Source organism: Sphingobacterium tabacisoli (assembly GCF_017908035.1).
GTDB classification, from domain to species: Bacteria; Bacteroidota; Bacteroidia; order Sphingobacteriales; family Sphingobacteriaceae; genus Sphingobacterium; species Sphingobacterium tabacisoli.
In genome coordinates this window covers 2332516-2357489 of record NZ_JAEQMU010000001.1, presented here as the reverse complement: position 1 = coordinate 2357489, position 24974 = coordinate 2332516, and the positions used below count along the sequence as shown (strand labels likewise).

Annotated in this window: 25 protein-coding genes and 1 tRNA gene; 12 read left to right on the top strand and 14 right to left on the bottom strand. The window is 40.0% G+C overall.

All coding sequences use genetic code 11. The features are described from left to right. Positions 1 to 94: 94 nt before the first annotated feature. Together mgtE and JKG64_RS09970 are read left to right on the top strand one after the other, a co-directional pair. Positions 95 to 1474: a magnesium transporter gene (gene mgtE / locus JKG64_RS09975; protein WP_210354121.1), complete on the top strand. Its 1380-nt coding sequence runs from the start codon at positions 95 to 97 to the stop codon at positions 1472 to 1474. 108 nt (positions 1475 to 1582) lie between these two features. Then, positions 1583 to 1659: transfer RNA gene (locus tag JKG64_RS09970), tRNA-Asn, on the top strand. Positions 1660 to 1702: 43 nt separating this feature from the next. Here the strand turns inward: JKG64_RS09970 and rlmF are convergent. Next, positions 1703 to 2617: a 23S rRNA (adenine(1618)-N(6))-methyltransferase RlmF gene (gene rlmF, locus JKG64_RS09965; RefSeq protein ID WP_246512524.1), complete on the bottom strand. Its 915-nt coding sequence runs from the start codon at positions 2615 to 2617 to the stop codon at positions 1703 to 1705. Between the two features lie 237 nt (positions 2618 to 2854). On the opposite strand from rlmF, the gene thrS reads away from it, so the two are divergent. The 6 genes from thrS (at position 2855) to JKG64_RS09935 (ending at position 7728) form a co-directional block, all read left to right on the top strand. Next, the gene (thrS, locus tag JKG64_RS09960) at positions 2855 to 4780 is read left to right on the top strand and encodes a threonine--tRNA ligase (RefSeq protein WP_021069887.1); all 1926 of its coding nucleotides are present in this window, start codon (positions 2855 to 2857) and stop codon (positions 4778 to 4780) included. A gap of 48 nt (positions 4781 to 4828) precedes the next feature. After that, positions 4829 to 5353, top strand: a complete 525-nt coding sequence (gene infC, locus JKG64_RS09955; protein ID WP_380893145.1) for a translation initiation factor IF-3 — start codon at positions 4829 to 4831, stop codon at positions 5351 to 5353. 36 nt (positions 5354 to 5389) lie between these two features. Beyond that, positions 5390 to 5590: a 50S ribosomal protein L35 gene (rpmI, locus tag JKG64_RS09950; protein ID WP_021069889.1), complete on the top strand. Its 201-nt coding sequence runs from the start codon at positions 5390 to 5392 to the stop codon at positions 5588 to 5590. 98 nt (positions 5591 to 5688) lie between these two features. Then, positions 5689 to 6033 carry a 50S ribosomal protein L20 gene (gene rplT, locus JKG64_RS09945; protein WP_021069890.1) on the top strand — a complete coding sequence of 115 codons (345 nt, stop codon included), beginning with the start codon at positions 5689 to 5691 and terminating at the stop codon, positions 6031 to 6033. Positions 6034 to 6202: 169 nt separating this feature from the next. Further along, complete coding sequence (locus tag JKG64_RS09940) at positions 6203 to 7075, top strand: glycerophosphodiester phosphodiesterase family protein (protein ID WP_210354120.1); 873 nt, start codon at positions 6203 to 6205, stop codon at positions 7073 to 7075. Between the two features lie 65 nt (positions 7076 to 7140). Further along, positions 7141 to 7728: a 2'-5' RNA ligase family protein gene (locus JKG64_RS09935; protein WP_210354119.1), complete on the top strand. Its 588-nt coding sequence runs from the start codon at positions 7141 to 7143 to the stop codon at positions 7726 to 7728. Positions 7729 to 7776: 48 nt separating this feature from the next. Here JKG64_RS09935 and lon read toward each other — a convergent pair whose 3' ends face one another. Further along, a complete protein-coding gene (gene lon, locus JKG64_RS09930; protein ID WP_210354118.1) occupies positions 7777 to 10257 on the bottom strand; it encodes an endopeptidase La in 2481 nt (826 codons plus the stop codon). Positions 10258 to 10569: 312 nt separating this feature from the next. Between lon and JKG64_RS09925 the strand changes: the two genes are divergently transcribed. Further along, on the top strand, positions 10570 to 11232 hold the full coding sequence (locus JKG64_RS09925; RefSeq protein WP_210354117.1) for a tetratricopeptide repeat protein: 663 nt from the start codon (positions 10570 to 10572) through the stop codon (positions 11230 to 11232). 50 nt (positions 11233 to 11282) lie between these two features. Here JKG64_RS09925 and JKG64_RS09920 read toward each other — a convergent pair whose 3' ends face one another. The 9 genes from JKG64_RS09920 to JKG64_RS09880 form a co-directional block, all read right to left on the bottom strand. Continuing rightward, positions 11283 to 11711, bottom strand: a complete 429-nt coding sequence (locus JKG64_RS09920; RefSeq protein ID WP_210354116.1) for a DUF1801 domain-containing protein — start codon at positions 11709 to 11711, stop codon at positions 11283 to 11285. 12 nt (positions 11712 to 11723) lie between these two features. Beyond that, a complete protein-coding gene (locus JKG64_RS09915; protein ID WP_210354115.1) occupies positions 11724 to 12656 on the bottom strand; it encodes a DUF1801 domain-containing protein in 933 nt (310 codons plus the stop codon). 118 nt (positions 12657 to 12774) lie between these two features. After that, positions 12775 to 13233: an SRPBCC domain-containing protein gene (locus JKG64_RS09910; protein WP_246512523.1), complete on the bottom strand. Its 459-nt coding sequence runs from the start codon at positions 13231 to 13233 to the stop codon at positions 12775 to 12777. Positions 13234 to 13388: 155 nt separating this feature from the next. Beyond that, positions 13389 to 15623: a multicopper oxidase domain-containing protein gene (locus JKG64_RS09905; RefSeq protein WP_210354114.1), complete on the bottom strand. Its 2235-nt coding sequence runs from the start codon at positions 15621 to 15623 to the stop codon at positions 13389 to 13391. An 8-nt stretch (positions 15624 to 15631) separates the two neighbouring features. Further along, positions 15632 to 16492 carry a DUF3347 domain-containing protein gene (locus JKG64_RS09900; RefSeq protein WP_210354113.1) on the bottom strand — a complete coding sequence of 287 codons (861 nt, stop codon included), beginning with the start codon at positions 16490 to 16492 and terminating at the stop codon, positions 15632 to 15634. Between the two features lie 361 nt (positions 16493 to 16853). Next, entirely contained in the window at positions 16854 to 17225 is a 372-nt protein-coding gene (locus tag JKG64_RS09895) for a hypothetical protein (RefSeq protein WP_210354112.1), read from the bottom strand. Positions 17226 to 17313: 88 nt separating this feature from the next. Then, a complete protein-coding gene (locus JKG64_RS09890; RefSeq protein WP_210354111.1) occupies positions 17314 to 18486 on the bottom strand; it encodes a glycosyltransferase family 4 protein in 1173 nt (390 codons plus the stop codon). Between the two features lie 23 nt (positions 18487 to 18509). Next, positions 18510 to 19532, bottom strand: coding sequence for a lysylphosphatidylglycerol synthase domain-containing protein (locus JKG64_RS09885; RefSeq protein ID WP_210354110.1), 1023 nt, complete (start codon positions 19530 to 19532; stop codon positions 18510 to 18512). Further along, on the bottom strand, positions 19520 to 20695 hold the full coding sequence (locus tag JKG64_RS09880; protein ID WP_210354109.1) for a glycosyltransferase family 4 protein: 1176 nt from the start codon (positions 20693 to 20695) through the stop codon (positions 19520 to 19522). Before JKG64_RS09880 ends, JKG64_RS09885 begins: the two co-directional genes overlap by 13 nt. A 243-nt stretch (positions 20696 to 20938) precedes the next feature. Between JKG64_RS09880 and JKG64_RS09875 the strand changes: the two genes are divergently transcribed. Together JKG64_RS09875 and JKG64_RS09870 are read left to right on the top strand one after the other, a co-directional pair. Continuing rightward, on the top strand, positions 20939 to 21865 hold the full coding sequence (locus tag JKG64_RS09875; RefSeq protein WP_210354108.1) for an endonuclease/exonuclease/phosphatase family protein: 927 nt from the start codon (positions 20939 to 20941) through the stop codon (positions 21863 to 21865). 76 nt (positions 21866 to 21941) lie between these two features. Next, complete coding sequence (locus JKG64_RS09870; RefSeq protein WP_210354107.1) at positions 21942 to 22871, top strand: endonuclease/exonuclease/phosphatase family protein; 930 nt, start codon at positions 21942 to 21944, stop codon at positions 22869 to 22871. A gap of 3 nt (positions 22872 to 22874) precedes the next feature. Here the strand turns inward: JKG64_RS09870 and JKG64_RS09865 are convergent, their stop codons facing one another. After that, positions 22875 to 23363: a copper resistance protein NlpE gene (locus JKG64_RS09865; RefSeq protein WP_210354106.1), complete on the bottom strand. Its 489-nt coding sequence runs from the start codon at positions 23361 to 23363 to the stop codon at positions 22875 to 22877. 205 nt (positions 23364 to 23568) lie between these two features. Between JKG64_RS09865 and JKG64_RS09860 the strand changes: the two genes are divergently transcribed. Next, entirely contained in the window at positions 23569 to 23904 is a 336-nt protein-coding gene (locus tag JKG64_RS09860) for a HopJ type III effector protein (protein ID WP_210354105.1), read from the top strand. A gap of 89 nt (positions 23905 to 23993) precedes the next feature. Here JKG64_RS09860 and JKG64_RS09855 read toward each other — a convergent pair whose 3' ends face one another. Further along, entirely contained in the window at positions 23994 to 24512 is a 519-nt protein-coding gene (locus JKG64_RS09855; RefSeq protein ID WP_210354104.1) for an SRPBCC family protein, read from the bottom strand. A 7-nt stretch (positions 24513 to 24519) separates the two neighbouring features. Beyond that, positions 24520 to 24972, bottom strand: a complete 453-nt coding sequence (locus JKG64_RS09850) for a VOC family protein (RefSeq protein WP_210354103.1) — start codon at positions 24970 to 24972, stop codon at positions 24520 to 24522. Positions 24973 to 24974: the final 2 nt, after the last annotated feature.

Here is a 24974-nt window from a genome sequence, read left to right as displayed (position 1 = left end):
ACTTAAAACCACTGCTTGGTGTTTGATAGGTGCACACTAATTAACATACTCTTTCAAAAGAAGTAAAACATGTAGGATAAATATCGGAGGCAATATGGAAGAATTGGAAATGCAGGTCGTGCATGTAGAACAGCTAATTGAGGAAGGTAATCTGGTCGCGCTAGAGGATTTTCTGAATGAACTTAATATTTCTGACGTCGAGGAATTGATCGACGAACTTCCCGAGCACGGTGCTCTTTTTTTGGAAACCTTAAATCTAAAACGAGCTGTCAACGTATTCCGTATTTTAGACTTTCCGACGCAAGAGCGTATCTTCAAAAAATTACCAGCAACAAAAGTTCGGGAGATTATTAACGAGATGCCTCCCGATGACCGGACTTCGTTTTTTGGAGAGCTGAAGGGAGATGTCGTAAAACGTCTTATCATCATGCTTTCTCCTGAGGAACGAAAGGAAGCACTCTCGCTGCTGGGCTACCCCGAAGATAGTGTGGGTCGACTGATGACGCCGGATTATATTACGGTGAAAGCGCATTGGAGTATTACGCGTATTTTAGATCATATCCGTCGGTATGGGAGTGCATCCGAAACAATCGATGTACTGTACGTAATCGATTCCGAAGGAAAGCTGATTGATGATATTCGGATTAAAGATATTTTACTGGCAGATCCCGAAACCCGAGTTGGGGAGTTGATCGATAACCGCTTGATTTCTTTGAATGCGAACGATCCCCAAGAGGAAGCTGTCACGGTGTTCCGGATGAATAATAGGGTCGCGCTACCTGTGGTGGATGAGCAGGGGATTATGTTGGGGATTGTGACAATCGATGATATACTTTGGGTGGCTAACGAAGAGTATACTGAAGATATGCAACGTTTCGGTGGTACGGAGGCATTGGATGAACCTTACTTGGATGTTTCTATTTTGCATCTGGTAAAAAAACGTGCGGGTTGGTTGATTGTTCTGTTCTTGGGGCAACTATTGACAGCAACAGTTATTGAGCATTTTGAAACTCAAGTTGCATCCGTAGTATTCTTGTTTGCTTTGATGCCGTTGATTATCTCGAGTGGAGGGAATAGCGGGTCGCAGGCTTCTACATTGGTTATTCAGGCGATGGCTTTGGGAGAAGTAACACTCGTTGATTGGTGGCGAGTGATGAAAAGAGAGATAATATCTGGTACGATCCTGGGGGTTATTTTGGGAGTATTGGGTTTTATTAGGATTGCAACTTGGCAGTTCTTTACTGATAATTACGGTGAGCACTGGGCATTGGTAGCGTTAGTTGTGTCTCTATCTCTTGTAGGAGTTGTGTTGTTGGGGTCATTGACAGGATCAATGTTGCCATTTATTCTTAGACGATTGGGAGCAGATCCTGCGAGCTCATCAGCACCTTTTGTATCGACTTTGGTTGATGTGACAGGCTTGTTGATATACTTTACTTTTATTACCCTGATTTTATCTGGAGTGCTGTTGTAAATTATTTTTTTGGCAATGAATGACTTGCGTTTTTTTTGATAGAAATATTTGCAAAGACAAATTAAACTTCCGATAATTGCATCACCGAAAGGGAAAACAATATAAGATTCCTGAATAGCTCAGTTGGTTAGAGCATCTGACTGTTAATCAGAGGGTCGCTGGTTCGAGCCCAGCTTCAGGAGCCATGTTTGTAAAGCCATCAACATATGTTGATGGCTTTTTTTTGTATTACCACTTCCAGGCAAGAATTCTTGAAACTTTTTGACCCTGTTGCATAGGGATGATTTCTACAGCGGTAGCTTTGTGGTATTCTAGTATAGAGACCAATGGTTTTATATGGTCCTTGCTTGAGACAAGAGTTGTTACCCAGTTGAGGTGATCTTTAAACTGCATGCTCTCGTAGATTAATTTTGAGATGAAGGCTTTCTCACCTCCTGGATACCACAGTTCATTGGGGTGGCCCGAAAAGTTTTGAACGGTTGGCTGTTCTTTGTTCTTGTGTAGGTTTTGGAATTTCTTGGAGCTTACGTTCCAGTTATCCTCGCGTGATTTGAAGAATGGTGGATTACAAACTACAGCATCAAACCTGTCTTTTTCAAATATAATACCTTGAAGAATGTGTTCTTTGTCATCTTGGAATCTCAGCTGTATTTTCTTTTTGAGCCAGATGTTTTTGTTGACATTTATTTCGGCGTATTGAATAGATTTTGGATCTATTTCGGTAGCTGTAAAATCCCATAGGTATTCTTGTGCCCCAATAAGTGGGTAGACTATGCTGGAACCAGTGCCAATGTCAAGAACCTTGACTTTTTCGCCTGTTGGTATTTGACCATTATTGTCTTTTGCTAAGATGTCTGCGACATAGTGTATATAATCCGCTCTTCCTGGGATGCCTGGGCAAAGGCTGTTTGGGCTAATTTGCCAGTTTTTAATTTTATACTCCCTGACAAGCAAAGCCTTGTTTAATTCGAAGACAGCTTTGGGGTTGGCAAAGTCGATGCTTTGGGTACCGTAGTCGTTCGTAAATACGAAGGCGAGCAGGGCAGGATTGCTTTTACACAGCTTTTCCATCTGATAGCCATTGCGGTGTTTGTTGCGCGGGTGCAGTTTTGAAGGAGTAGCGCCTTTTGGAATCATGTTCATTTACTATTGTTGAAAGAACAAAGGTACATTTGTAGCGCTATTAAATAGCATTTAAAGGTAAAATTAGTGCCTGTTCGTGGCTTTTTTATGTTAGGGATTCGCTAATGCCAAGCATTTTATCTATGTTTGGACGTTTATTAAATTAACTAGGTGGGTCTGCATGTAGAACAGTGTAATTGTACATACTGTATGTGGATGTGCCTAAAGCATTAACAAATTTTAAAATCATAATTGTAGATGATTAACATTACTCTCCCTGACGGTTCGGTACGTCAGTATGAAAAAGGGACTACCGCTATGCAGGTAGCTCTATCTATCTCCGAAGGTTTAGCACGCAATGTATTAGCAGCAGAAGTAAATGGTGAAGTGTGGGACGCGTCCCGTGCTATCGATTCGGATGCAGCTGTCAAGTTGTTGACCTGGAATGATGATAAGGGCAAGTCTACTTTTTGGCATTCTTCTGCGCACTTGCTGGCAGAAGCATTGGAAGAATTGTATCCAGGTATTAAATTTGGTATTGGCCCTTCTATTGAGACGGGTTTTTACTATGATGTGGATTTTGGCGATCAGGTATTTTCTTCTGACGATTTTAAGCAGATTGAAGATAAAATGCTTGAATTGGCCAAGAAAAAAGAGGTGTTCGATAGAAGAAGTGTTTCTAAAGCGGAAGCACTGGCTTATTTTGAAGATAAAGGAGACGAGTATAAACTGGACCTGATTAAAGATTTAGAGGATGGATCGATTACCTTTTATTCGCAAGGTAACTTTACCGATCTATGTCGAGGTCCACATATCCCGAATACAGGTTTTATCAAAGCTATTAAGCTGACCAATGTTGCCGGAGCCTACTGGCGTGGAGATGAGACAAGAAAACAGTTGACCCGTATCTACGGTGTTACTTTTCCTAAGGCATCGGAGCTTTCGGATTATCTCAAGTTTATTGAAGAGGCTAAAAAGAGAGATCACCGCAAGTTGGGTAAAGAGTTGGAGCTTTTTGCTTTTTCTGAAAAAGTGGGTATGGGATTGCCGTTATGGTTGCCTAAGGGAACTGCTTTAAGACAGAAGTTAACAGACTTCTTGCAAAGAGCACAGCTGAATTCTGGCTATGAACCCGTAATGACTCCACATATTGGGCACAAACAGCTCTATATCACTTCAGGACATTACGAGAAATATGGTGCGGATTCTTTCCAACCGATAAAAACGCCAGTAGAAGGAGAAGAGTTCTTGTTAAAACCAATGAACTGTCCTCACCACTGTGAGATATATAAGACAAAGCCACGTTCGTATAAGGAATTGCCGGTTCGTTTTTCAGAGTTCGGAACAGTATATCGCTATGAACAATCTGGTGAGCTTCATGGTTTAACTCGTGTTCGTGGGTTTACGCAAGATGATGCCCATTTATTCTGTCGTCCTGATCAAGTGAAGGAAGAATTTAAGAAGGTTATCGACTTGGTTCTTTATGTATTTGGAGCGTTGGGCTTTAACGAATATACAGCGCAGGTTTCTTTACGTGATCCGGAGAATAAAACTAAATATATCGGTTCGGATGAAAACTGGGCTTTAGCTGAATCGGCTATTATTGAAGCGGCTGCGGAAAAAGGACTCCCAACTGTCGTTGAATACGGTGAAGCTGCGTTTTATGGTCCTAAGCTAGATTTTATGGTTAAGGATGCACTGGGCCGTAAATGGCAATTGGGTACAATACAAGTTGACTATAACTTACCAGAGCGCTTTGAATTGGAATATACAGGAAGCGATAACCAAAAACATCGTCCAGTGATGATTCACCGCGCGCCGTTTGGTTCTATGGAAAGGTTTGTGGCGGTATTGATTGAACACTGTGGTGGACAGTTTCCGTTATGGCTTGCTCCTGAGCAGTTTATAGTTTTGCCAGTGTCAGAAAAATATGAAGATTATGCGCAAAAACTTTTGGAATCGCTAAATAATTCCGATATTCGCGGTCTAATCGATCTCCGTGACGAGAAAGTAGGACGTAAGATACGTGATGCTGAAGTTAAAAAATTGCCTTATATGCTTATTGTAGGGGAAAAGGAGATGGAAAGTGGCACAGTTTCTGTTCGTAAGCATGGGTCAGTGGACTTGGGTTCAATGACCTCTGATGAGTTTAGAGATTTATTAATAAAAGAAATAACCGTTTAAAAATTTAAACATTTGGCATTAAAAAGACCTAGTGGTCCTAGACCACCAATGAGGAAAAAAGAACCGGAGCATCGTATTAACGAATTCATACGTGTGCCTGAGGTACGTTTAGTTGGGGATAATGTTGAGCCAGGGGTATACCCTACCCGCAAAGCGTTAGAGATGGCCGACGAATTGGAGCTAGATCTAGTCGAGATTTCTCCGAATGCTGTTCCTCCTGTTTGTAAAATTGTAGACTATAGTAAGTTTATCTACGAGCAGAAGAAAAAGCAAAAGGAAATCAAAGCGAATGCCAAACAAACAGTTATTAAGGAGATTCGCTTTGGACCGAATACCAGTGAGCATGATTTTGAATTCAAATTAAAGCATGCTATGCGGTTTTTGGAAGCTGGGGAGAAAGTCCGTGCTTATGTACACTTTAAAGGACGTGCTATTGTCTTTAAGGAGCAAGGAGAGATTTTATTGTTAAAATTTGCTCAGGCTTTAGAGGACTATGGTAAAGTAGAGTTGTTACCTAAATTGGAGGGTAAACGTATGTTCTTGACGTTGGCTCCAAAAGGTGCAAAGAAATAAAAGTATTCTAACAGATTGATATAAATATTAAGTATTATGCCAAAAGTAAAAACCAATTCCAGCGCTAAGAAACGTTTTAAAGTGACTGGGACAGGTAAAATTGCAAGAAAAAGCGCTTACAAAAGCCACATCTTGACTAAAAAGACTACTAAACAAAAACGTAATCTTACGCAAACAGCTTATGTTTCTGATGGAGACTTAGGTAATGTAAAACGTATGTTAGTTCTTGGGAAGTAATCCTTTCTTAACAAAAAAACAATATTTTTTGACCGGGTATAGGGTTGTAAGCTTGCTGAAAAACGTAACACCTTTTACCAAATTAAATTTTAATAATTATGCCACGTTCGGTTAACGCAGTTGCTTCGAGAAGAAGAAGAAAAAGAATTTTGAAATTAGCTAAAGGCTATTTCGGTTCACGTAGCAAAGTATATACTATTGCTAAAAATACAGTAGAAAAAGGTTTACAGTACGCTTACCGCGACCGTAAAACCAAAAAACGCGAGTTCAGAGCTTTATGGATTCAGCGTATCAATGCAGGTGCTCGTCAGCACGGAATTTCTTATTCTAAGTTGATCGGTAAATTGAATGCTAAGAATATCGGATTGAACCGTAAGGTTTTAGCTGACTTAGCTATGAATAACCCTGATGCTTTCAAAGCAGTTATTGACGCTGTAAATTAATTTAGTTTTAAATCGCTGTCAATTTGTTAGATATTGAAAGGAACCCAATCGGGTTCCTTTTTCTTTTTTAAAGGATCCCGTGTGGTCATTGTTGTTGATAATTAAACATTGGGCTAATGGTTAGTTTAAATAGGAATTGTATTTTTACTTCAAGTAAAGACCAATATTAATGAAATATAATCTCTTTTTTAGTTTTCTGCTGTTGACATTCACCTTTGGAGATATACAGGCACAGGAGTTACATACGTTAGACTTTAAAAATCCGGAAGAAATGTATGCCTACTTCACATTTAGCACGGACAAAAAAATCATAGCCGGACATCGCGGTACGATTGAAAATGGTATGCCTGAGAACTCAATAGTCGCGATGGAAGAAGTGTTGCGATGGACGCCAGCGATCTTCGAAGTCGATCCCCGATTGACAAAAGATGGTGTTGCAGTGATGGTGCATGACCCGACCTTGGAGCGTACTACTACAGGGACGGGTAAAGTATCGGATTATACCTGGAAAGAGCTTCAGCAATTGTATTTAAAAGATCATGCCGGCAATGAAACGTCTTATCGGATAAATACATTGGATGAAATGATAATATGGGCAAAAGGGAAGACGATCTTGAATTTGGATAAGAAGGATATGCCTATGGAAATGACCGCTGAGATTATACGTAAACATAACGCCTATGCATGGGTTTGGGTTACAGTACATACCGTAGAACAGGCTAGATTTTATCTAGATAAAAATCCTAAACAATATATGTCTATGCATATTAAAGACCAGAAAGCAATGGATGCTTTTAAGGAGTCGGGTTTGCCTTACGATAGGATGATTGTTTATATAGGGCCTGAAGTGAAAAGTACGAATAAGGCAATGTATGATTTCTTTAAAGCGAAGGGAGTACTGTGCATGATTTCGGCTTCACCTACCTATGATAAGCTTACTAATGCAGAAGAACGTGCAGAAAAATACCGAGCTGTTTTTGCGGATGGAGCAGGGGTGCTTGAATCTGATTTGCCAATAGAAGTGCGTAGCGCGATTGATTAATGAGCAAGGCAGATGATCTGCTTTGTTTTCCTTATCTTTAAGAAAGTTACCTTAAATCGTGTGTGATGGAAAGTGTTAAAATATCTTTGGCATTTATGCCTTGTGAAAAAGTTAATGCCAAAATCAAAGGCATAAAAGATATGCTCAAATCCTTGGTCGGTTGGTATTCTAGTTGTAACGCTGCGGGACATATTACAATCTGTGAATTTGAGACCACCGAGGATCAATTGGAAGGCATAGTGGCGATATTGCGAGAAGAGTTGAACTATGAGCATGCGCAATACGTTTATTTCAACGACTATTCGGTCTTTCAAAATGGGGATAGTTATACCTACTATATTGCACCAACCGTGCAATCTCGATATTATTTTAATCAGCGTTCGGCAGTCGTCATCAATGCGCTGAAAGCAAAGTTCGCTTTACGTTCTATGTCTAAAGAACCGCATCTGTCTATTGGTCGACGCCTTGAGGAAAGTATGCTTCGGGAAGCAAAAAGTAACCTTCAGCAGATTGATCTGGATTTTTTTTGTGATGCTGTATTTATGCGAGTGTTCAATCCTGTCGTGAAACAGTATGATGTATATGCGAAAATTCCATTTGGAGGAAAAGAAAGAAAGGTATACACATCGGGACAATTAAGCTTTAATTTTTAGAAAAAAAAGCATCATTCTTTAGATGATGCTTTTTTGTAAAGTATACTTTTACTTCTCTTTAGCCGGTTCGGTGTTAAACCTATTGATATCTTTGGCTTTTTTTACTTTGCTCTTTAGTAAAGCTAGGTCGATTACTTCAGACATTTCCGATACGTAATGGAACTGCATGTCTTTTATATAATCTTCTTTAATCTCTAGAATATCTTTCTTGTTCGATTTACAAAGAATAATTTCCTTTATATTAGCCCGTTTGGCGGCGAGTATCTTTTCTTTTATACCACCAACAGGGAGAACTTTGCCACGTAATGTGATCTCGCCCGTCATCGCTAACTTTTCTTTGACCTTACGCTGTGTGAACAAAGAGGTCAATGCGGTAAGCATGGTGATACCGGCAGAGGGGCCATCTTTTGGAGTAGCACCTGCAGGTACATGTATGTTGACATCCCAATGGTCAAAAATGCGATAGTCGATTCCAAAATCTTCCGCATGGGAACGTAAGTAAGCCATAGCAATTGCCGCCGATTCTTTCATTACATCACCAAGGTTACCGGTTAGACTTAGTTTGCCTTTTCCTGGGCTGAGACTGGATTCTATAAAAAGAATATCGCCACCAACAGAGGTCCATGCTAATCCCGTAACGACTCCTGCAACTTCATTGTTTTCATAACTATCTTTGTCAAAAATTGGCGCTCCGAGAATCTCTTCAGCAACCTCTGCACTGACATTGGCACTATGGGGTTTCTCCATAACAATCTTAGTCGCGATACCCCGAACCACTGAACCAATCTTTTTCTCTAAGCCACGGACACCAGATTCTCTGGTATATTCTTCGATAATTTTCTCAATGACTTTATTGTTTAATGTGACGTTCTTATTTTGGAGGCCATGCATCTCCCGTTGTTTTGGAAGTAAGTGCTTTTTTGCAATTTCTATTTTTTCCTCTATGGTATAGCCATTTACTTCTATTATCTCCATACGATCGAGTAGCGCCGGTTGAATGGTGCTTAAGGAGTTGGCTGTAGCAATAAACATGACCTTAGACAAATCATATTCCATCTCCACATAGTGGTCGTAGAAATGCGTATTCTGTTCTGGGTCCAGTACTTCTAATAGTGCGGAAGAAGGGTCTCCTTTAAAATCTGAACCTATTTTGTCAATTTCATCGAGTACAAAAACAGGGTTGGAGGTACCGGCTTTTTTTAGGGACTGTATAATCCTTCCTGGCATAGCTCCGATGTAGGTCTTGCGGTGTCCTCTGATTTCTGCTTCATCTCTCACGCCACCTAGAGCCATACGTGTGTATTTTCGTCCTAATGCTTTTGCGATGGATTTTCCTAAGGATGTTTTACCTACTCCTGGAGGGCCTACAAGACAAAGTATAGGCGCTTTCATATCGTTCTTGAGTTTTAATACCGCAAGGTACTCTATGATGCGTTGCTTGACTTTTTCTAGGCCGTAGTGGTCTTTGTCCAGTACTTTTGTGGCACGGTTTAGATCAAATTTATCTTTCGTGTATTCGCCCCAAGGTAAATCTAAAAGAAGTTCGAGGTAATTGAGCTGTACCGAGTAATCCGCCGCAGCTGGATTGATACGAGCCAGTTTTTCGATTTCCTTGTCAAAATGTTGCTTTACGTCCTCTGGCCACTTTTTGCTTTTGGCCCGTTTCTTTAAATCTTCAATCTCCAGATCGGGCGTATTTCCCCCCAGTTCTTCCTGAATTGTCTTGAGCTGTTGGGTCAGAAAGTAGTCGCGTTGTTGTTTATCTAAGTCTACACGTACCTTATTTTGAATCTGATTCTTCAGTTCTAATATCTGTACTTCACTTGTTAAATGCTCCAAAAGCAGTTTAGCCCGCTTGACGAAATCTTTTAGCTCTAACAATTCTTGTTTGGCAGGTAATTCCAGTGCAAGGTTGGAAGAGATGAAGTTGACTAAGAAAGTAGGACTTTCAATATTTTTAATCGCTATCCCTGCTTCTGATGGAAGGTTGGGCGAGAGTTGGATAATCTGTAAGGCCAGCTCTTTGATGGAAGAGATTAAAGCTTTGAATTCTTTGCTGCTGGTTTTTGGTTTTTCCTCAGCAAAGCGCTCGACTTTAGCTTTGATATAGGGTTCAGACTGAACAAGTTCTTGCAGTTTGAAGCGTTGCTTGCCCTGGATAATGACGGTGGTATTACCATCCGGCATTTGCAATATTTTAATAATGTTCGCTACTGTGCCAACTTTATGTAACTGGTCAAAACCAGGGTCTTCGACGGACATATCCTTTTGGGATACAACGCCAATTGTTTTATCTCCTTTATAAGCCTCTTTGACGAGTTTTATGGATTTATCCCGGCCAACTGTGATTGGGATAACGACCCCTGGGAATAAAACGGTGTTACGTAGTGGAAGAATAGATAAAATCTCAGGTATATCTTCATTTCGCATTTCGTCTTCATCCTGCGGACTCAATAAAGGGAAGAATTCGGTATCTTCACTAATAATCGGAATAGCTTGATTGAAGTCGAATGTGTCAAATTTACTCATATATTAATCTGTTTAAAATCCGACAACATGTCAGACTTTAGGTGTACTTTTTCCATTATGGATTATTAATGCTTATAGTACAAGCTAAGTGCCAAGAGTAAAAACTGGTATTATTTATGCTATAGTATTTGTGAAACCTGCTAAATCGTCACGTAATGTGTTGGTTTATGACAGCATTTTGATGTTGTAGGTGTTGGTAAAAATAAAAGAAATTGTAATATTGTGGAAATGTTTATAAATATTTGTTGATGACTTAAACTTATTATGGCATTTTTACTCTAAAACGTGAACTAGAAACATTAAATCAAGGATATGAATATTAAAATTGGAAATAAGCAATTGAGATCACTTAAGTTGGGAATGTCAGCGTTGGCATTGGCTTTGATGACATTGACAGCTCAAGCACAACAACAGGAGCATAGTAATCCAAATGTGAGATTGGGACAGAAAGCATTGCTTGATGGAGATTTCAAAGCGGCTGTTACTCATTTGGAGAAAGCAATGCCTACAGAGTCTAAAGATCCAGATGTAATGTATCTGTTAGGATATTCTCAGTTTCAGTCAGGCGATTTTCAGAAAGCAGCATCTTCTTTTGGTAAAGTAGTAGCATTGGACGTAAAGAATGCAAATGCCTATTATTATAAGGCGAAGGCAAATAACGCTTTGGCGGAAAATAGTAAGCTTTCAAATGCAAAAAAAGAAGAATTGCTACAATCTGTACTAGCTGATTATACAAAGGCTATAGCTATTAATGCGAATGATGCTAAATTGTATCAGAATAGAGCAGTAGCATATCGTGATTTGGGTATTTTGAAAGGAACAACAGGAACTGAAAATTACAATAAGGCAGAAGCTACGGCTGCTTATAATAAAGCAATTGCAGATTACGAAAAAGTACTTTCGTACGATGCTGCCCGTAAGGATATTCAGACTGAGCTGAAGAAAGCAAAGGTCTATCGTGATAATCTGAAATAAGCTATTATAGCCACAAAAAAAGGCTCCCTCTAAGGAGCCTTTTTTTGTGGCTAAGAACGTATCCTTTCGTATTTCTCTTCGATAAAAGCGAGCGTGGTCTGCATCATTACAGATAGTTTTTGTTCGTCAATGTCGGCTAGTTTTTTAATGTAAATACAAGCTTTACCCATGGTAAATTTCCCAAGTCCTTCCAAGAGATGGGCATGTTCTTCAGATCCGGTATAGACATACAGTGAGAACGCCGCTTTTCGTGGTGAAAAACCTAATAAAGGAGCTTGCCCTTCGTGCCCACTGGCATATCGGTACTGATATAAGCCAAATCCAATACTAGAAGGGCCGAACATTTTAGCCTGTTCGCCTGTAATTTCTTGCATTATCTGAATGAGTCGATGGGTGTCTGCCACTTTTTGATGGTCCGTTATCGTATCGATAAAAAGAGTAACACTTTGATCGGTATAGACTGTTTTATTCTGGGGCATGAGGACAGTTTATTAATGTTTATACTTATCATGAAGCCCTTTCCCTTCTAAGATGAGTGGCTTTATTTTATCTAGTCTAGTTGCTTTTGTCTTTTCCTGTTTGGCCTCTGAAATATAGTTTTGATATTCTTTGCGTTTACCCGGTGTCAAGCGATCAAATGCTATTTTGAATGTGGTGTCTTGGTTTAATGCTTCTTTCAGAATACCTTCGGGCGTTTGGGGAGCAACACGCTCTGGCTTTATTTCTTTCCCATCTTTGACTGTCTGTATGCTTTCTTGTATATAAGCAAGGATGTCTTGTTCATTCATTTCCTCCCGACTATTAAAACGCCATTGCCGCAGTGCTTTTGTTTTTCCCTCAGATGCGTTGATCAATACCTTTAATCTATCTTCTAAGAAAACACCGTTATAAAACCATAATGAAAAGAAATGCTTGAAACCTGCCCATCCAATTATATTTTTGCCTTGGTAGGTATACACATCGGTTCCCCATTTAAATTCTTTTTTAAGATTAGTCTTGACAATAAGTTGATTCATGAATTCTTCGCAGTCTCTCCAAGCAGCACGATGATTGTCCCATTGAGGGCCTTTTTTGTCTTGTAACAGAGATATATTAAACTGTATGATATCAATCAGTAAATCTTTGGGCAAGGGTATATTCAACGGGATTTGTATGGCACCTTTGCTGGTTTTGAAGTCCGTTAATCGTTCTCTGAAGGCTTCAATAGCTGTTGGTCCTGGATAGATTCCGATATGGTTCTTGAATTTCGCAAAATGTATGAGGTTGCCATGCCAACGGTAGGTTGGCATACCATAGTTAATCGTTTCCTTTGCATCGTCGGGTGCCGTGGTCCGTATGAGGTGTCTAAGTTTCTGTAGATCCTCTTGTGTATCGGAATCGAAGCTATTGATGTATTCGTCTATAGAAGAAAAAGTGGTCGACATACGGTTTTGTTTATCAATCCCTGAAACTTATGAAAGCTGTGCTTGTATTTCATAATCTAGTTTGTCAGTGGATCGGGGTGCTATTATCTATCGTTTGCTAACTGAAATATCTAGAGGATTAACTGGTTTTTTTCATAAAATCAAAAGCTCCAGTACGCAAGTTGATGCCATATTCTAAATAAGCTTTTAAACAAGCTAAGAAGTTTGCCCAACCTTCGGTCTGTCCTATTGCCTGTTGAATACCACTCTCACTGACCGGCATCTGTTGTTCTGTGATACGGACGACTGTACTATTGTTGGGGTAGGTCTCCAAATGGATCTCCACAAGCATTCCTTCGCTTCCCCCAGACCAATCGAAGGAAATGTATTCATTGCGTCTTATCTGTTTGCCTGTGACTGGAAATTGTTCATCAAATTCGGGAAATTTCCACTGAATGGTGATATCTGTTTCTAATGGTCCAGAGCCGTGTTCGATAAAATAATGATTCATCTGCATGGGATTGATAATAGCTTCAAAAACCTGCTCTATGGGTTTTTGAATTTGAATCGAGGCTTTCGCCGAGAGCATCTTTTCCATTTGGGTTTCTTTTAAAGCAGTGTGTAATGGATTGAACTATTCCAATTGATAAAACAAAAATAGTGAAAATAGGTTTTCGGTTCTCCATATGAATAACATAAAAATCCCCTGCTATTATCCGTATAGGAATAGCAGAGGGTTTTTATACGGAGGGATTAGTAATTAATTGCTAATCCAACACCAAAGCCCATATCACTGTCGTAGTGAGTTCGGATGCCTAGATTTTTATGTACGATGTACCGTAGATCTACCATATATTCCTGGTCCGTATTCACCATAAAGCCACCTCTAAGCCTTCTGGAAATAGGAATGTCGTCTCGCATAAGAGATAATCGGGTGATACCATCGTGGTATACTTCGGCCTGAAAGTTGATTAATAGTGGGAGCGTATACATGAATCCTAAACTGACAGCTGTACGGTTGTCTTTTTTATTGACCTGTCCAAACATGTTTTTTTCGTGGTTATCTTTTCCCATTTTACGGTAGCGCCAGTCGAATCCAATAAAAGGCATAAACCATTGCATTTTGCCAATATAGCGTCCAAGATGGGTTTCTACTTCATAACCGTGCATATCATTGTATCCTAGGCGCCATTCCGTTCCAAGGCTCCAACGGGCGTTTTGTAGCATGGCTTCCCCATCATTACCGTTGGTAGCAAAATCATTCTGTACCATGAAATGAGTCATGTTACTCTCTTTCTGAAGGACCTTGTATGCTTTTTCTTTGTCTGGTAGTAGGGGGTTCTTATAGTTTCCTACCTCAAATACACGATTCATTCCGGCCATCATATGGTATAAGATGTGACAGTGGAAAAACCAGTCTCCCTCCCGATTGGCTTCAAACTCAATGACATTGGTCTCCATAGGCATAATATCCATGACATTCTTCATTGGAGCATAATCGCCCTGCCCATTGATGAGTCTAAAGTCAAAGCCGTGCAGGTGCATGGGGTGACGCATCATCGAATTATTATACAATGTAATTCTTAAAATTTCGCCTTTTTTGACAGGAATTTTATCTGTCTCGGACATGACTCTGTTGTCCATACTCCATACGTAACGGTTCATATTTCCAGTTAGCTCAAACCGGAGTTCCCGTACGGGGGCATTAGTGGTGTCGAGTGTTGTTTTTTCGGTTGCTTTTAACATTGCATAATTCAAGGTGACCCTATCGGTGCTGTTGCCGTGATTACCATGCTCCTGATGTCCGTTCTGCTCAGAGGAAGATTTCATGTTATGTTGCTCTCCAGTCACCTCAGGATACATTACCGCATTCATGTCCATTTTTTGTAGGCTCATCTGCATTCCCATGTCATGCATGTCACCATTCATCTTCATCATGTCATTCATCATTTTCATCCCCTCAAAGTAGTGAAGCCTTGGTAATGGGGTATTTAATTGACGGATACCTTCACCTATAAAAAGGGAGGCCGCTCCAGAGCGATCTTCCGCTGTTGCTGAGAGCTCATATGAAGTGTTCTCGGCGGGTATAGTGACGATGATATCGTATGTTTCGGATACACCGATTATCAAACGGTCGACTTCAACGGGTTGTACATCGTTACCATCATTGGCGACTACTATTATTTTACCACCAGCATAGGTAAGCCAGAAGTAGGACGATGCTCCTCCATTGGCAATCCGCAATCGAACACGGTCCCCGGCTTTGAATTGTGCCAGTTGACTGGATTGCTGTCCATTGATAAGGAAGCTTTCATAATAAACATCGCTGACATCCATGGCTTCCATACGTTTCCACTCATTGGTGACTTTTGTTTTGAAATGACCTTCTTTTATGGCCTCGACATAACTCTGTACTGTGTTTTTCTTTATGCCAGGCCAGTCGTTGCTGGTATGTAGCATCCGCTGGACGACTTCGGGCTTTGTATTCGTCCACTCGCTAAGCATGACAGATACAGTTGGAATGTCGTCTATTCCTTTTCTGAAAGTAGGATCGTCTTTTCTCTTGTTGAATACCATGGATCCATACATGCCGATTTGCTCTTGTAGTCCAGAGTGGCTATGATACCAATAGGTGCCGTTTTGTATAACAGGGAAGCGGTAGGTATAGGTGGTGCCAGGGGGAATAGGCATCTGCGTCAGAAATGGGACACCATCTTCCCTGTTGGGAAGCCATACACCATGCCAATGTAGAGAACTGCTTTCTTTTAACTGGTTGTGCACAATAATCTCTGCGGTGTCTCCCTCCGTAAATGTTAATGTCGGTAAGGGAATTTGTCCGTTGGCTGCAATGGCTCTCTTCGGTATACCTCCGTAGGTGACGACCGTATCTTGCAGGTAGAGATGGTAGGTTACTGTACGCTGCGCCTGTACCGTGCCCAGTAGGCACAGTAACAGGAGTAGTGTTATATTTATTTTTTTTAGCAACATAGTTCAGCTTAGTTTATTTTTTCTTTTACACTCCCACATGTCATCATTTTCGAACCATAGAATGGGTTTTTGATTTCTTCATTTAAACTTAGCCAATTTGCACCTTTGCCATTCTCAAACATAGGACAGTTTTGGTAGTACACTGGGGATGCCAACGGGCTTGCTTTGACCATGGGGTAAAATTTAGTTGATAAGGCCGCAAAATGCTTCCTTTGATCAGCAATGTTTGAACTGTTAACAATATTATTGGTCAATGCCGTGATTTCTTTCACCTGGTCCATCCAAATCTGATGAGCCTTAGTGGAAAGTGTTTCCATTTTTAAACTTTCAATAGCCTGAAGCAATGATTTCGCTTGTGAGGTAGCTACTTTTGAATCTGAACTGACCAATGCATCTTTTAGGGAAAAATAAGTTCCCATGACGGTTTGAAAAGTATTTGATTCCGCTTTCTTTTCGTCGTTACTATGGTGCTGATGCCCCTGTTCATGTGTTTGATGGGAGTTTACCACAGCAATCTCTTTCCCTTTCAAGGTTCTTTCGTATTGGCAGCAACCATGTAATTGGGTATAAGTCTCGTCTGGAGCTAAGTATTTTTCATTATCGTAGCCGGCCAAAGCTATACGTTTTAAAATGGCGTCACTGTTTGTCTTTTCGGCATCGTAAACGATGCTGGCACTTTGAGAGCCGGCATCCCATGTCACCTGTGCTTCTTTTTTCTTGTTTCCAGCTTTCTCGATGGTCGCCTTACACATATCACAATTGCCATTGACATGAAATGTTTCTGTCTTCGCATTTTTAACTTGTGCATATATATTGTGGGGCGTGGTTAGTATGCTACAGATACTAATCCAAAAAATAATCGTTTTCATATGTAAATAATTTGTCTTTTAACGGTCATATGGAATATCCAAAGCATTTTCATTCGTCTTTGTGTAGCCTGTACTACATGGATATTTCATATGTGTACAATTTGTTTTTTATTTGTTATCTGCCAATTGGTGGACATCATTGATATCTGTGGTTTGCTAAACAGGATTATTTCATCCAGAAATGTCTATTAATGGCTATAATACATTCACTGTTGTGAATGCATACCTAATCTCGCTTACTGCTTAACCACTTGTTGGCGGATTTGTTTGAATTTATCGGATTGATTTAGTTCTAAAAGCTAGAACCACAGCAACGTGATACGTTCGGATAAGACATACCTATGGCTGTACAGATACTAAATTAACCTATTTTTGGAAGAAGCCATATCGACAGAAAGCCCGGTGTAATACGGTTGTCGTTGGCATAGAAGGAAACCTTTCCATTGGGATTACTGCTCCATTGGTGGACATTGCTCAAGGTAAAAAACAACTGAAATTTAATACTGCTCTGTTGACAGCTAGCACCTTTACATTGGCCATCGCAGTGTTTTTCATAGTCCTGTTCGGAAGAAGTCTCCGTCTGGCAACAATCGTGCGTTTTGTCCTCATGTCCTTGGTCACAGCAGGAAGGGTGTGTGTGTACAGGATCATGTTGCTCACAAGCAGATACTGATTTGGTCAAGGTGAGTAGACCAAATAGTAAGGTGAAACATATGAACATATACTTTTTCATGCGTAAGGTAAAATTACATATTTCCTTTATAAAAGGAAAATCCTTTTTCGTAACTATACGGTGATATGCAATAACTGTGCCTTGGAGGTTATTTACCAGCTATCTCTAGAAAAGCATTGCCGTAGGTACGGGCCATTATGTCCCAGCTATAAGTTGTGCGTGTATATTCGGCATAAATTTTTGCCTGTTGTTGGTAATGCTCTGGATTTTCTAAAACTTCTGTCAGGACATTGACCCAAACATGCCTGTTTTCTGCAGGAACTAGTATGCCATTTTTTTTGTGCTGTACGGCACTATTTATTCCCTCTAGTGCAGATGCAATAACCAATGATCCTGCCGTAGATGCTTCTAGGCAGACTAACCCAAAGCCTTCCATATCTCCAGGAATAGTGATGTTGGGCATCAAGAAGGCAAGGGACTCATTGAGAATTATCTGCAGGTCTTCGAAAGGTACTTTTCCCAAATGAATAGCTTTAGGATAGTAGAGTGGCAGTATTTTTCGGAGTGCGTTCTGATCGGATGGATATCCCAAAAATAGCATGATCATGGTTTTCAGTTTTGGGGGCAGCAGATTGATTAATTTATCGGTTAACGTCTCTTTGGTGCGGTAAGGACCTAACATCAGCAATTGAAAGTCTGTACCTAAGTGAGGTATGACTTGTTGTAGGAGCCAAGAGAATCCCTTGCGCTTTACGGGACGACCTAGGGTTACGAATATTTTTTTGTCTAACTGTATATCGGGATACTTGTGACTGATGTCAGCTATTTTTTTTTTGACTCGATGCTCAGTGGAGTCTACTCCATTGACTATGACTTGAATCTTTTCTGCCTTAATTCCACGATCGCAAGCGGCTTGAGCAGTGGCGTCACTTACTGCAAAAATTCGGTCGTAGGTATTAAAGCGAGGGATAATTTTCTTTTGAAAATAGGCTAAGGGGTATACTATGTCAAGCCCGTGTATCGTTGCGGTTTTTTTTATCTGTTCGTATCCTTTATGATAAGAAGCGATTGCGGCGATCAGGCCATCGTTAAAGTGTATGATTTTAATCTGCGGATTTGCACTGATCAGTTTCAATATGCGTGTGTTTAGTTTTAGAAAGAATGCCAATAGCGATTCCCTATGGTCATAGACGATGGCATGTGTCTTGAGATACAGCGCCACACCATTGATCAGTTCGTAACTCTGTTTTTCCATTCCGCCTGTAGCAGGAGGGGACTTATGGCTTACAAATAGTATTTCTATAGGGGATGATTGTTGCATGCCTTTGTTTTTTTCTATAGGTATTAATCTGTTGATAGGGGGACTTGTTTGACTCGGGATTGGCCGTGGAGGGCTTTTAGGAAAATTGCTAATAACAGCCCTATAACACACCATATTAATTGTCTGAAGCGACGGAGTATGGAAATAGAAATCCATAAAGTGGCATTTTTGATACCAATCATGTCTAAAGTGATTTTGTTAGCAAGCTCTTCAATACCTATCTGTCCTGGAACTGCAGCACCTATGCTTTTTATAACGATAATGGACATATCCAATACAAGGCCATCCATGATGTGTATGGGGTATCCGATGAACAAGAGTAGAAGATAGAGCTCTATACTGCCGATAACCCAGTGCAAAGCGAAGAATAGGTAGGAATACCAGAAGTTTTTTTTGTCCTGCTGAAAGAAGATCTTACAGTTGTAAAAAGTTATAGATAGCGCTGTTATTGTTTTTTTCCAGATTGAACTATCGTCCTTTATAGGTACATGGTCTACGGAACGGGATAGCGCAATGAATAAAGCTATTTTGATTAGGAGTAGTATGGTGATTGTGGCGCTTATTATCCATGTTAGTTCTTTGGCCTGTGGTCTGTGTCCGGTATCGGCCAATAGCCAAATCATGGCGATGACGAATAACGATATCTGAGACAGGGTTGCCGTTATTCTCGAGGATGTTACGGATTTTAATGCTATTTCTTGGTTAATTCCATAAGGTTTTAGCAATTGAGCCTTCAACAGATCGCCAGCTATGACACTGGTTGGGTTGTATAAGGCCAATGTTTCACCAACTTGTCGAATTGCGAACAGTTGGAGTAGAGATGTATTCTTTCTTTGCCGCCCGAGACATAACCACCAGGCTATGGTTCCAATAAAGTAAGCAGTGAATGTCAATAATAGAATATAGATAAATTGGAAACCTACCTGTTGGAGTTGCCTTTTTAATGTAATAAAGTCGGTGTGCGCAATAAATAGGCCTATGGAAACAATCGCAATCAGTATAATTGCCACTTTGAGGAATTGGCGTCCTGATATTAGTTTGCCCATGCCAAGCCTGAACTGTGTTTTTGTAGTGCCAACTGTTGTATATCCAAGAAATATTGCTGGGATAATCTGTTCCAATCCAAGCGTGATACGAACTGGAGTCCTTCTTTCTTGAATTTTGATCTTAAGGAACTGTCTTCGATTACAGATCTTAGAAAATATACATATTCTAACGGGTTTTGAGGACTACATTTGAATCCAGATATACCATGCTGTACTAAAGATGCTGATCCGCCACCATCGGCAATTACACAGGGAAGTCCAGAGGCCATGGCTTCGACGACGACGTTGCCATAGGTTTCGGAGGTCGAGGTGAATACAAATGCATCTGCCGATGCGTAAAGCCTAGAGAGCTGTTCGTGGTTTTTCTTACCTAGGAAATAGGCGTTGGGCATTTCTTGCATAGCGGTGGCTTGTGCAGTGCCTTCTCCTACAATGATCAAGTTGTAATCCAGTCCCTCCTGAGCTAATCTATGGTAGATCGCAATCAAGGTTTTTATGTTTTTTTCCCAGACTAATCGACTTGCAAATAAAATATTGGGTTTGGTATTACCTGTGATATGCTGGATATAATGGCAATCACGCTTTAACGGTGTGAAGAGTTCACAGTCTATACCTCTGGGCCAGATTTGTATTCTTTCGGTGTCGATTCCTATTGTTGATAGTTCATCTGCAATAGACTGTGTGGGGACATAGGTTACTCCACAGCGGTTGTAAAAGCTGAGCATTGCTTTCTTGATCCAATGCTGTGTGGGTTTTACTAAGGGGGCGAGGTTTCTGAAGTAGTAGTCGATATAGGAGATAAAGTGTGTGTGATATATAGTCAGGACAGGGATTCCTCTTTTCTTGGCGTAATTGAGGGCGAAAAAGCCAAGAAGGGAGGGAGTGGTTATATGAATAACTTCAGGGGCAAAATTGTCCAAGGTAGTCTCTAATTTTGTTTTTATGAGGTGAGGGATGGCTAGGCAGTAATCTTCATTGACAGGAATTCTAAAAGTTGGTACTTTATAGGATTTAAAGTCCCGAAATTGTTCTGGTCCATTTCCATAGACGAATAGATAGTCAAATAGGGTAGGGTCGATCCGTTCTATTAATTGAAACATGGTGCGTGAAGCACCGTCATAATCGGCAATCAGTATTTCTGTAAAGAAGGCTATTTTCTTCATTTTATAAACTTTACCCGTAAAAATATACGATGGACATGATGGTAGGGATAAGAAGGTGTTAAGCTTTTGTAATTGATTTGTAATCAAATTGTTTTCATTTAATACTGTGGATACCGATGGGCTACAGATTGTTAATGTAGAGGTGGGATTGTGTTTATACTGCTACTGTATTTTTGCTGTAGATCAGAATAAAAAGATATGTTATTGTATTTGTCTTATGAGAGGAACAAGAAGCAATGGAACATGAGAATTTTAATTCTATCCATTGTATGTGGTATGGCTTGTTTGCTGTTGGCTTTTAGAAGTAAAGGTACGGTACAGCATAGTTTGGTCCCTGGCGTGTTATCTCTTCCTGAAATGTCTTCTGGTGAAATTGATGTTTTGACTTATAATATTGCAGGATTACCAGAATGGATTTCCAGTGCGAAGACTCCTCGTGAATCTAGTATCGTCAGCATAGGCCAGAAAATAAATAGATTTGATTTGGTTAATATTCAAGAAGATTTCAATTATAATAGGTTCCTCTATAGGGAAAACCGGCATCCGTATCGTACCTCCAATATGGGAGGCGTGCCTTTCGGAGATGGGTTGACGACATTATCTAATTATCCAATTGTTAAGTTTGAGCGAATCGCTTGGGATGATTGTAATGGGGCGGATTGTTTGACTCCGAAGGGGTTTTCGTACGCAAGAGTACAACTGGCTAAGGATGTGTTTTTGGATGTCTATAATGTACATGCTACGGCACAAGATGATATTCAAGCTACTCAGGCAAGAAGAGCAAATTTACAGCAGTTGGCGGCGTTTGTTGAAGCGCATTCTACCTGTCAACCGATATTGCTGATGGGAGATTTTAATGCTCATTATGCTTTTGAGAGGGAGTGGATAAAGGAATTTCAGGAGAAAGTAGATGTGATTGACAGCTGGGTACTTTTGCAGAACGAAGGTGTATTCCCAGGGATAGTTAAAGATTTTAATGCACAACCTGCATTGCATGTTACAGATGGCTGTGAGAGTATCGATAAGATATTCTTTAGGAACAGCGATCGGCTGTTGTTACACCCCAAAGAATATCAGGTAGAACATCAGCTATTCCAGAATGAAGCAGGACAAGCCCTTTCCGATCATTGTGCTATTTCGCTGACACTATGTTGGCAGCGTGTCAAATAGTGAATTTTGCGTTCAAAGAAATTCTTTAAGGAGTACTGATTTTGTGAATGTTTAAATAACTTTACATGTTATCGGAATGTTTTATCTCATTGGCCTCCTCATAGTGTTCTTGTTGTTTTTCCTAAGATTTAGGAAAGCAAGGAATATTTTTATTTCAGTTGTACTGCCTCCTGGAGATGTAGAAGATGCACATCAGGGGACTATACAGGTACTCACGTATAATGTTGCTGGCCTTCCTCAACGGATTTCTAGTGCTGATACTCCTCGAAAGACGAGTATGGAGACCATTGGTAAGTTTCTTAATAACTATGATATCGTCAATGTGCAGGAAGACTTCAACTATAACAGTTACTTGTTTTCTACTGCCCTACATCCTTATAAGACGGTGCATAAGGGAAAGGTCCCTTTTGGTGATGGATTGAGTACTCTTTCCAAATTTCCAATACTGGAATACCGACGTATACCTTGGAGAGCTTGCCATGGATCGGACTGTTTAACCCCTAAAGGATTTAGTTATATACAGGTACAGTTGGCTAAAACGATCACTATAGATCTATATAACTTACATGCTAATGCGCATGATACGAGGCGGTCCGCGCGAGCAAGGCGCGATAATTTGAACCAATTAGCACAGTATATACATGATCATTCGTTGGGTCGTCCTTTGCTGGTCATGGGAGATTTTAATGCACATTATGGCTATGGGGAAGACAATATGTTGGACTTTCTCAAAAAGACTGCTTTGAGAGATGTCTGGGTAGAATTGAAGAATAGAAATGAAATTCCTGCTATTGATCCTTTATTTGTTGCAAAGGATATGCTATCATTGACGAATAAAACGGAAAGTTTAGACAGAATTCTATATCGGAATAATCCCCATTTTAAATTCACTCCTACTTTATATGATATTGATAAGAAGGTATTTCGTAACGAAATTGATCAGCCTTTATCGGATCATCTGGCTGTCATAGTGAATTTAAAATGGGAATATAAGTTCGATCAATAACTGTTATTGGTCTTTTTTCAAAATATACTTATCCGCTAGAGTTCCTGTTATTTCTTTTCCTTCGGTGTCTAATTGTATAAGAATGTTTTCACCGACCTTGTATTTGATGTCAGTGTCTTTCCCTTTCAGTTGTATGGAGCCATCTTTATCAAACCATTCGAACTTTCCAGTATCTGTTACTGTTAAATTACGATCTTGGTAAAGCGCTTTGTAAGAGAATGTTTCGTCTTTATAGATTTTGATTGTGGTTTCTATTCCTGGACAATCAGCACAAGGAGTTGTTCCTTTGTAGGTCCCCATCCAATCCACTGAATTTTTAGAATTGTGAGCATCCCCAATGTAGTCTGCGTGATTTGGGTTCAGCGCATTGGTGTCCAGGGTATTTTGTTTGCTTGAGTCAGCAGTACTGTTCGAATTTTTCGTGTTGTTTGAATTACAAGCTGCTAGTGCTAGGATAGAACATAGCGCGATGGTAGAAATTGTTTTGTTCATGTCTGAATATGTTTTGTATGTCATTATAATGTGAAACCTTTTCTGGTTTCTTTTGTTTTAACTTTTTGCAAAAGTTACTTGTTTGGTTTTATTTTTTCTTAAAAACTAATTAGATGCTATTTTTGAAATAGCAAAAAAAATACCAGTTATTAGAGATACCTCAATAGTTTGTGAACAAATTGAATAGTAGCTTATCTTTGTTCGTATGAAGGAGTTAGAATTAAGGAAACTTTTAGAGACAGAAGTGATTCAATTTAGCGCTGTGCTTGATTTGATACAGCGTGAGTACAACTATATACCTACTGCTTTTAAGAATGGGGATATAGCGAATAGCAAGGATGAGAATCAGGGAAGTGCAAGAGTACTGTTCTTAGGAGCTTTACATGGATTGAGCAAAGAACAGACTTTGCATTTATTTGGAGAGCATTATAGGTCCGTATTGAATAGTCCTATGGGGACAGATCATCAGAATATCCGTCAATTTATAGCTTATGGATGGTCTGCTGTTTTTTTTGAAGGCGATGCGCTTCTTGAAAAATAGCTTAGTTAATATAATATCAAGAGGCGGTCTCTGCATGATATTAGGCATGCTTGAGACCGCCTCTTGATTAGTGTGCTTTAGTAATGTAATTACTTTTCCAGGATTGTTTTTAACGTTTTGAGCCCCTTTTCAAAATCTTTGCTCATATCATAAAAGATGGACATCAGATTAAAAGGATAGGGCATTTTTCCATCAATCTCCCAGTGGACCTCACTCTGATTGGGAGCAATCGAGTCAACCTGTATAAAAGACTTGTTGGCTTGATCCGATCCGTTAAAAAATAGATCCATCTCTAAACGTTTGCCTTCGTCTACTTTTGTGATGACTTGCTTTCCGTCTCCTACTTTTTTGCTAGTCCAGGTGTAGGTAAAACCCACTGTGCCATCTGTACCGCTGTATTGTTTCTGTATCTGAGGGTCTTGTTGTGACCAGCTATCGTAGGTTCCCTGTTTTTTGATTTGCTTTATATAGTCAAATACCTCGGATGAAGGTCTATTGATAACTATTTTGCTTCCGGCGTGAAAATCTTTTGGGAGTATAGCGGCTACAAGTAGAACTAGCGCAATCAAACCGAGTATGGTGAATAGGAAATATTTAATAAATTTCATTTGCTGACTATTGTTGGTTCATCATTTGATTTTTCCCTTCGTAATGGATCATCCACGAAATTCCAAACTGATCGGTAAAAGAAGCATAGAGCTCTGCGAAAAATTGTTCGCCTAAAGGCATCTCTATATTCTGAGCATGGACAATCAATGCGTCATATAATTTTCTTGCTTCTTCTGTAGATTCTACATCCAGCATGATATAGGTATTCGTTCCAGGGGTTGCCTTATGCCCAAAATTCTCAATACAGTCCGACCCCATAAGCATGCTGTCGGCATTGATCATCAGTGCGGTATGCATGATCTTTCTTTTATCTTCGTCATTAAGAGGAAAGTTAGGGTCTGCTGGCATATCTCCAAAACGGTAGGTACCGATAAGGTCTGTATTGAAGACGGTTCTGTAAAAGGTAAATGCATCTTCGCAATTACCATTGAAGTTTAAGTAAGCGTGAATCTTTGGCATAG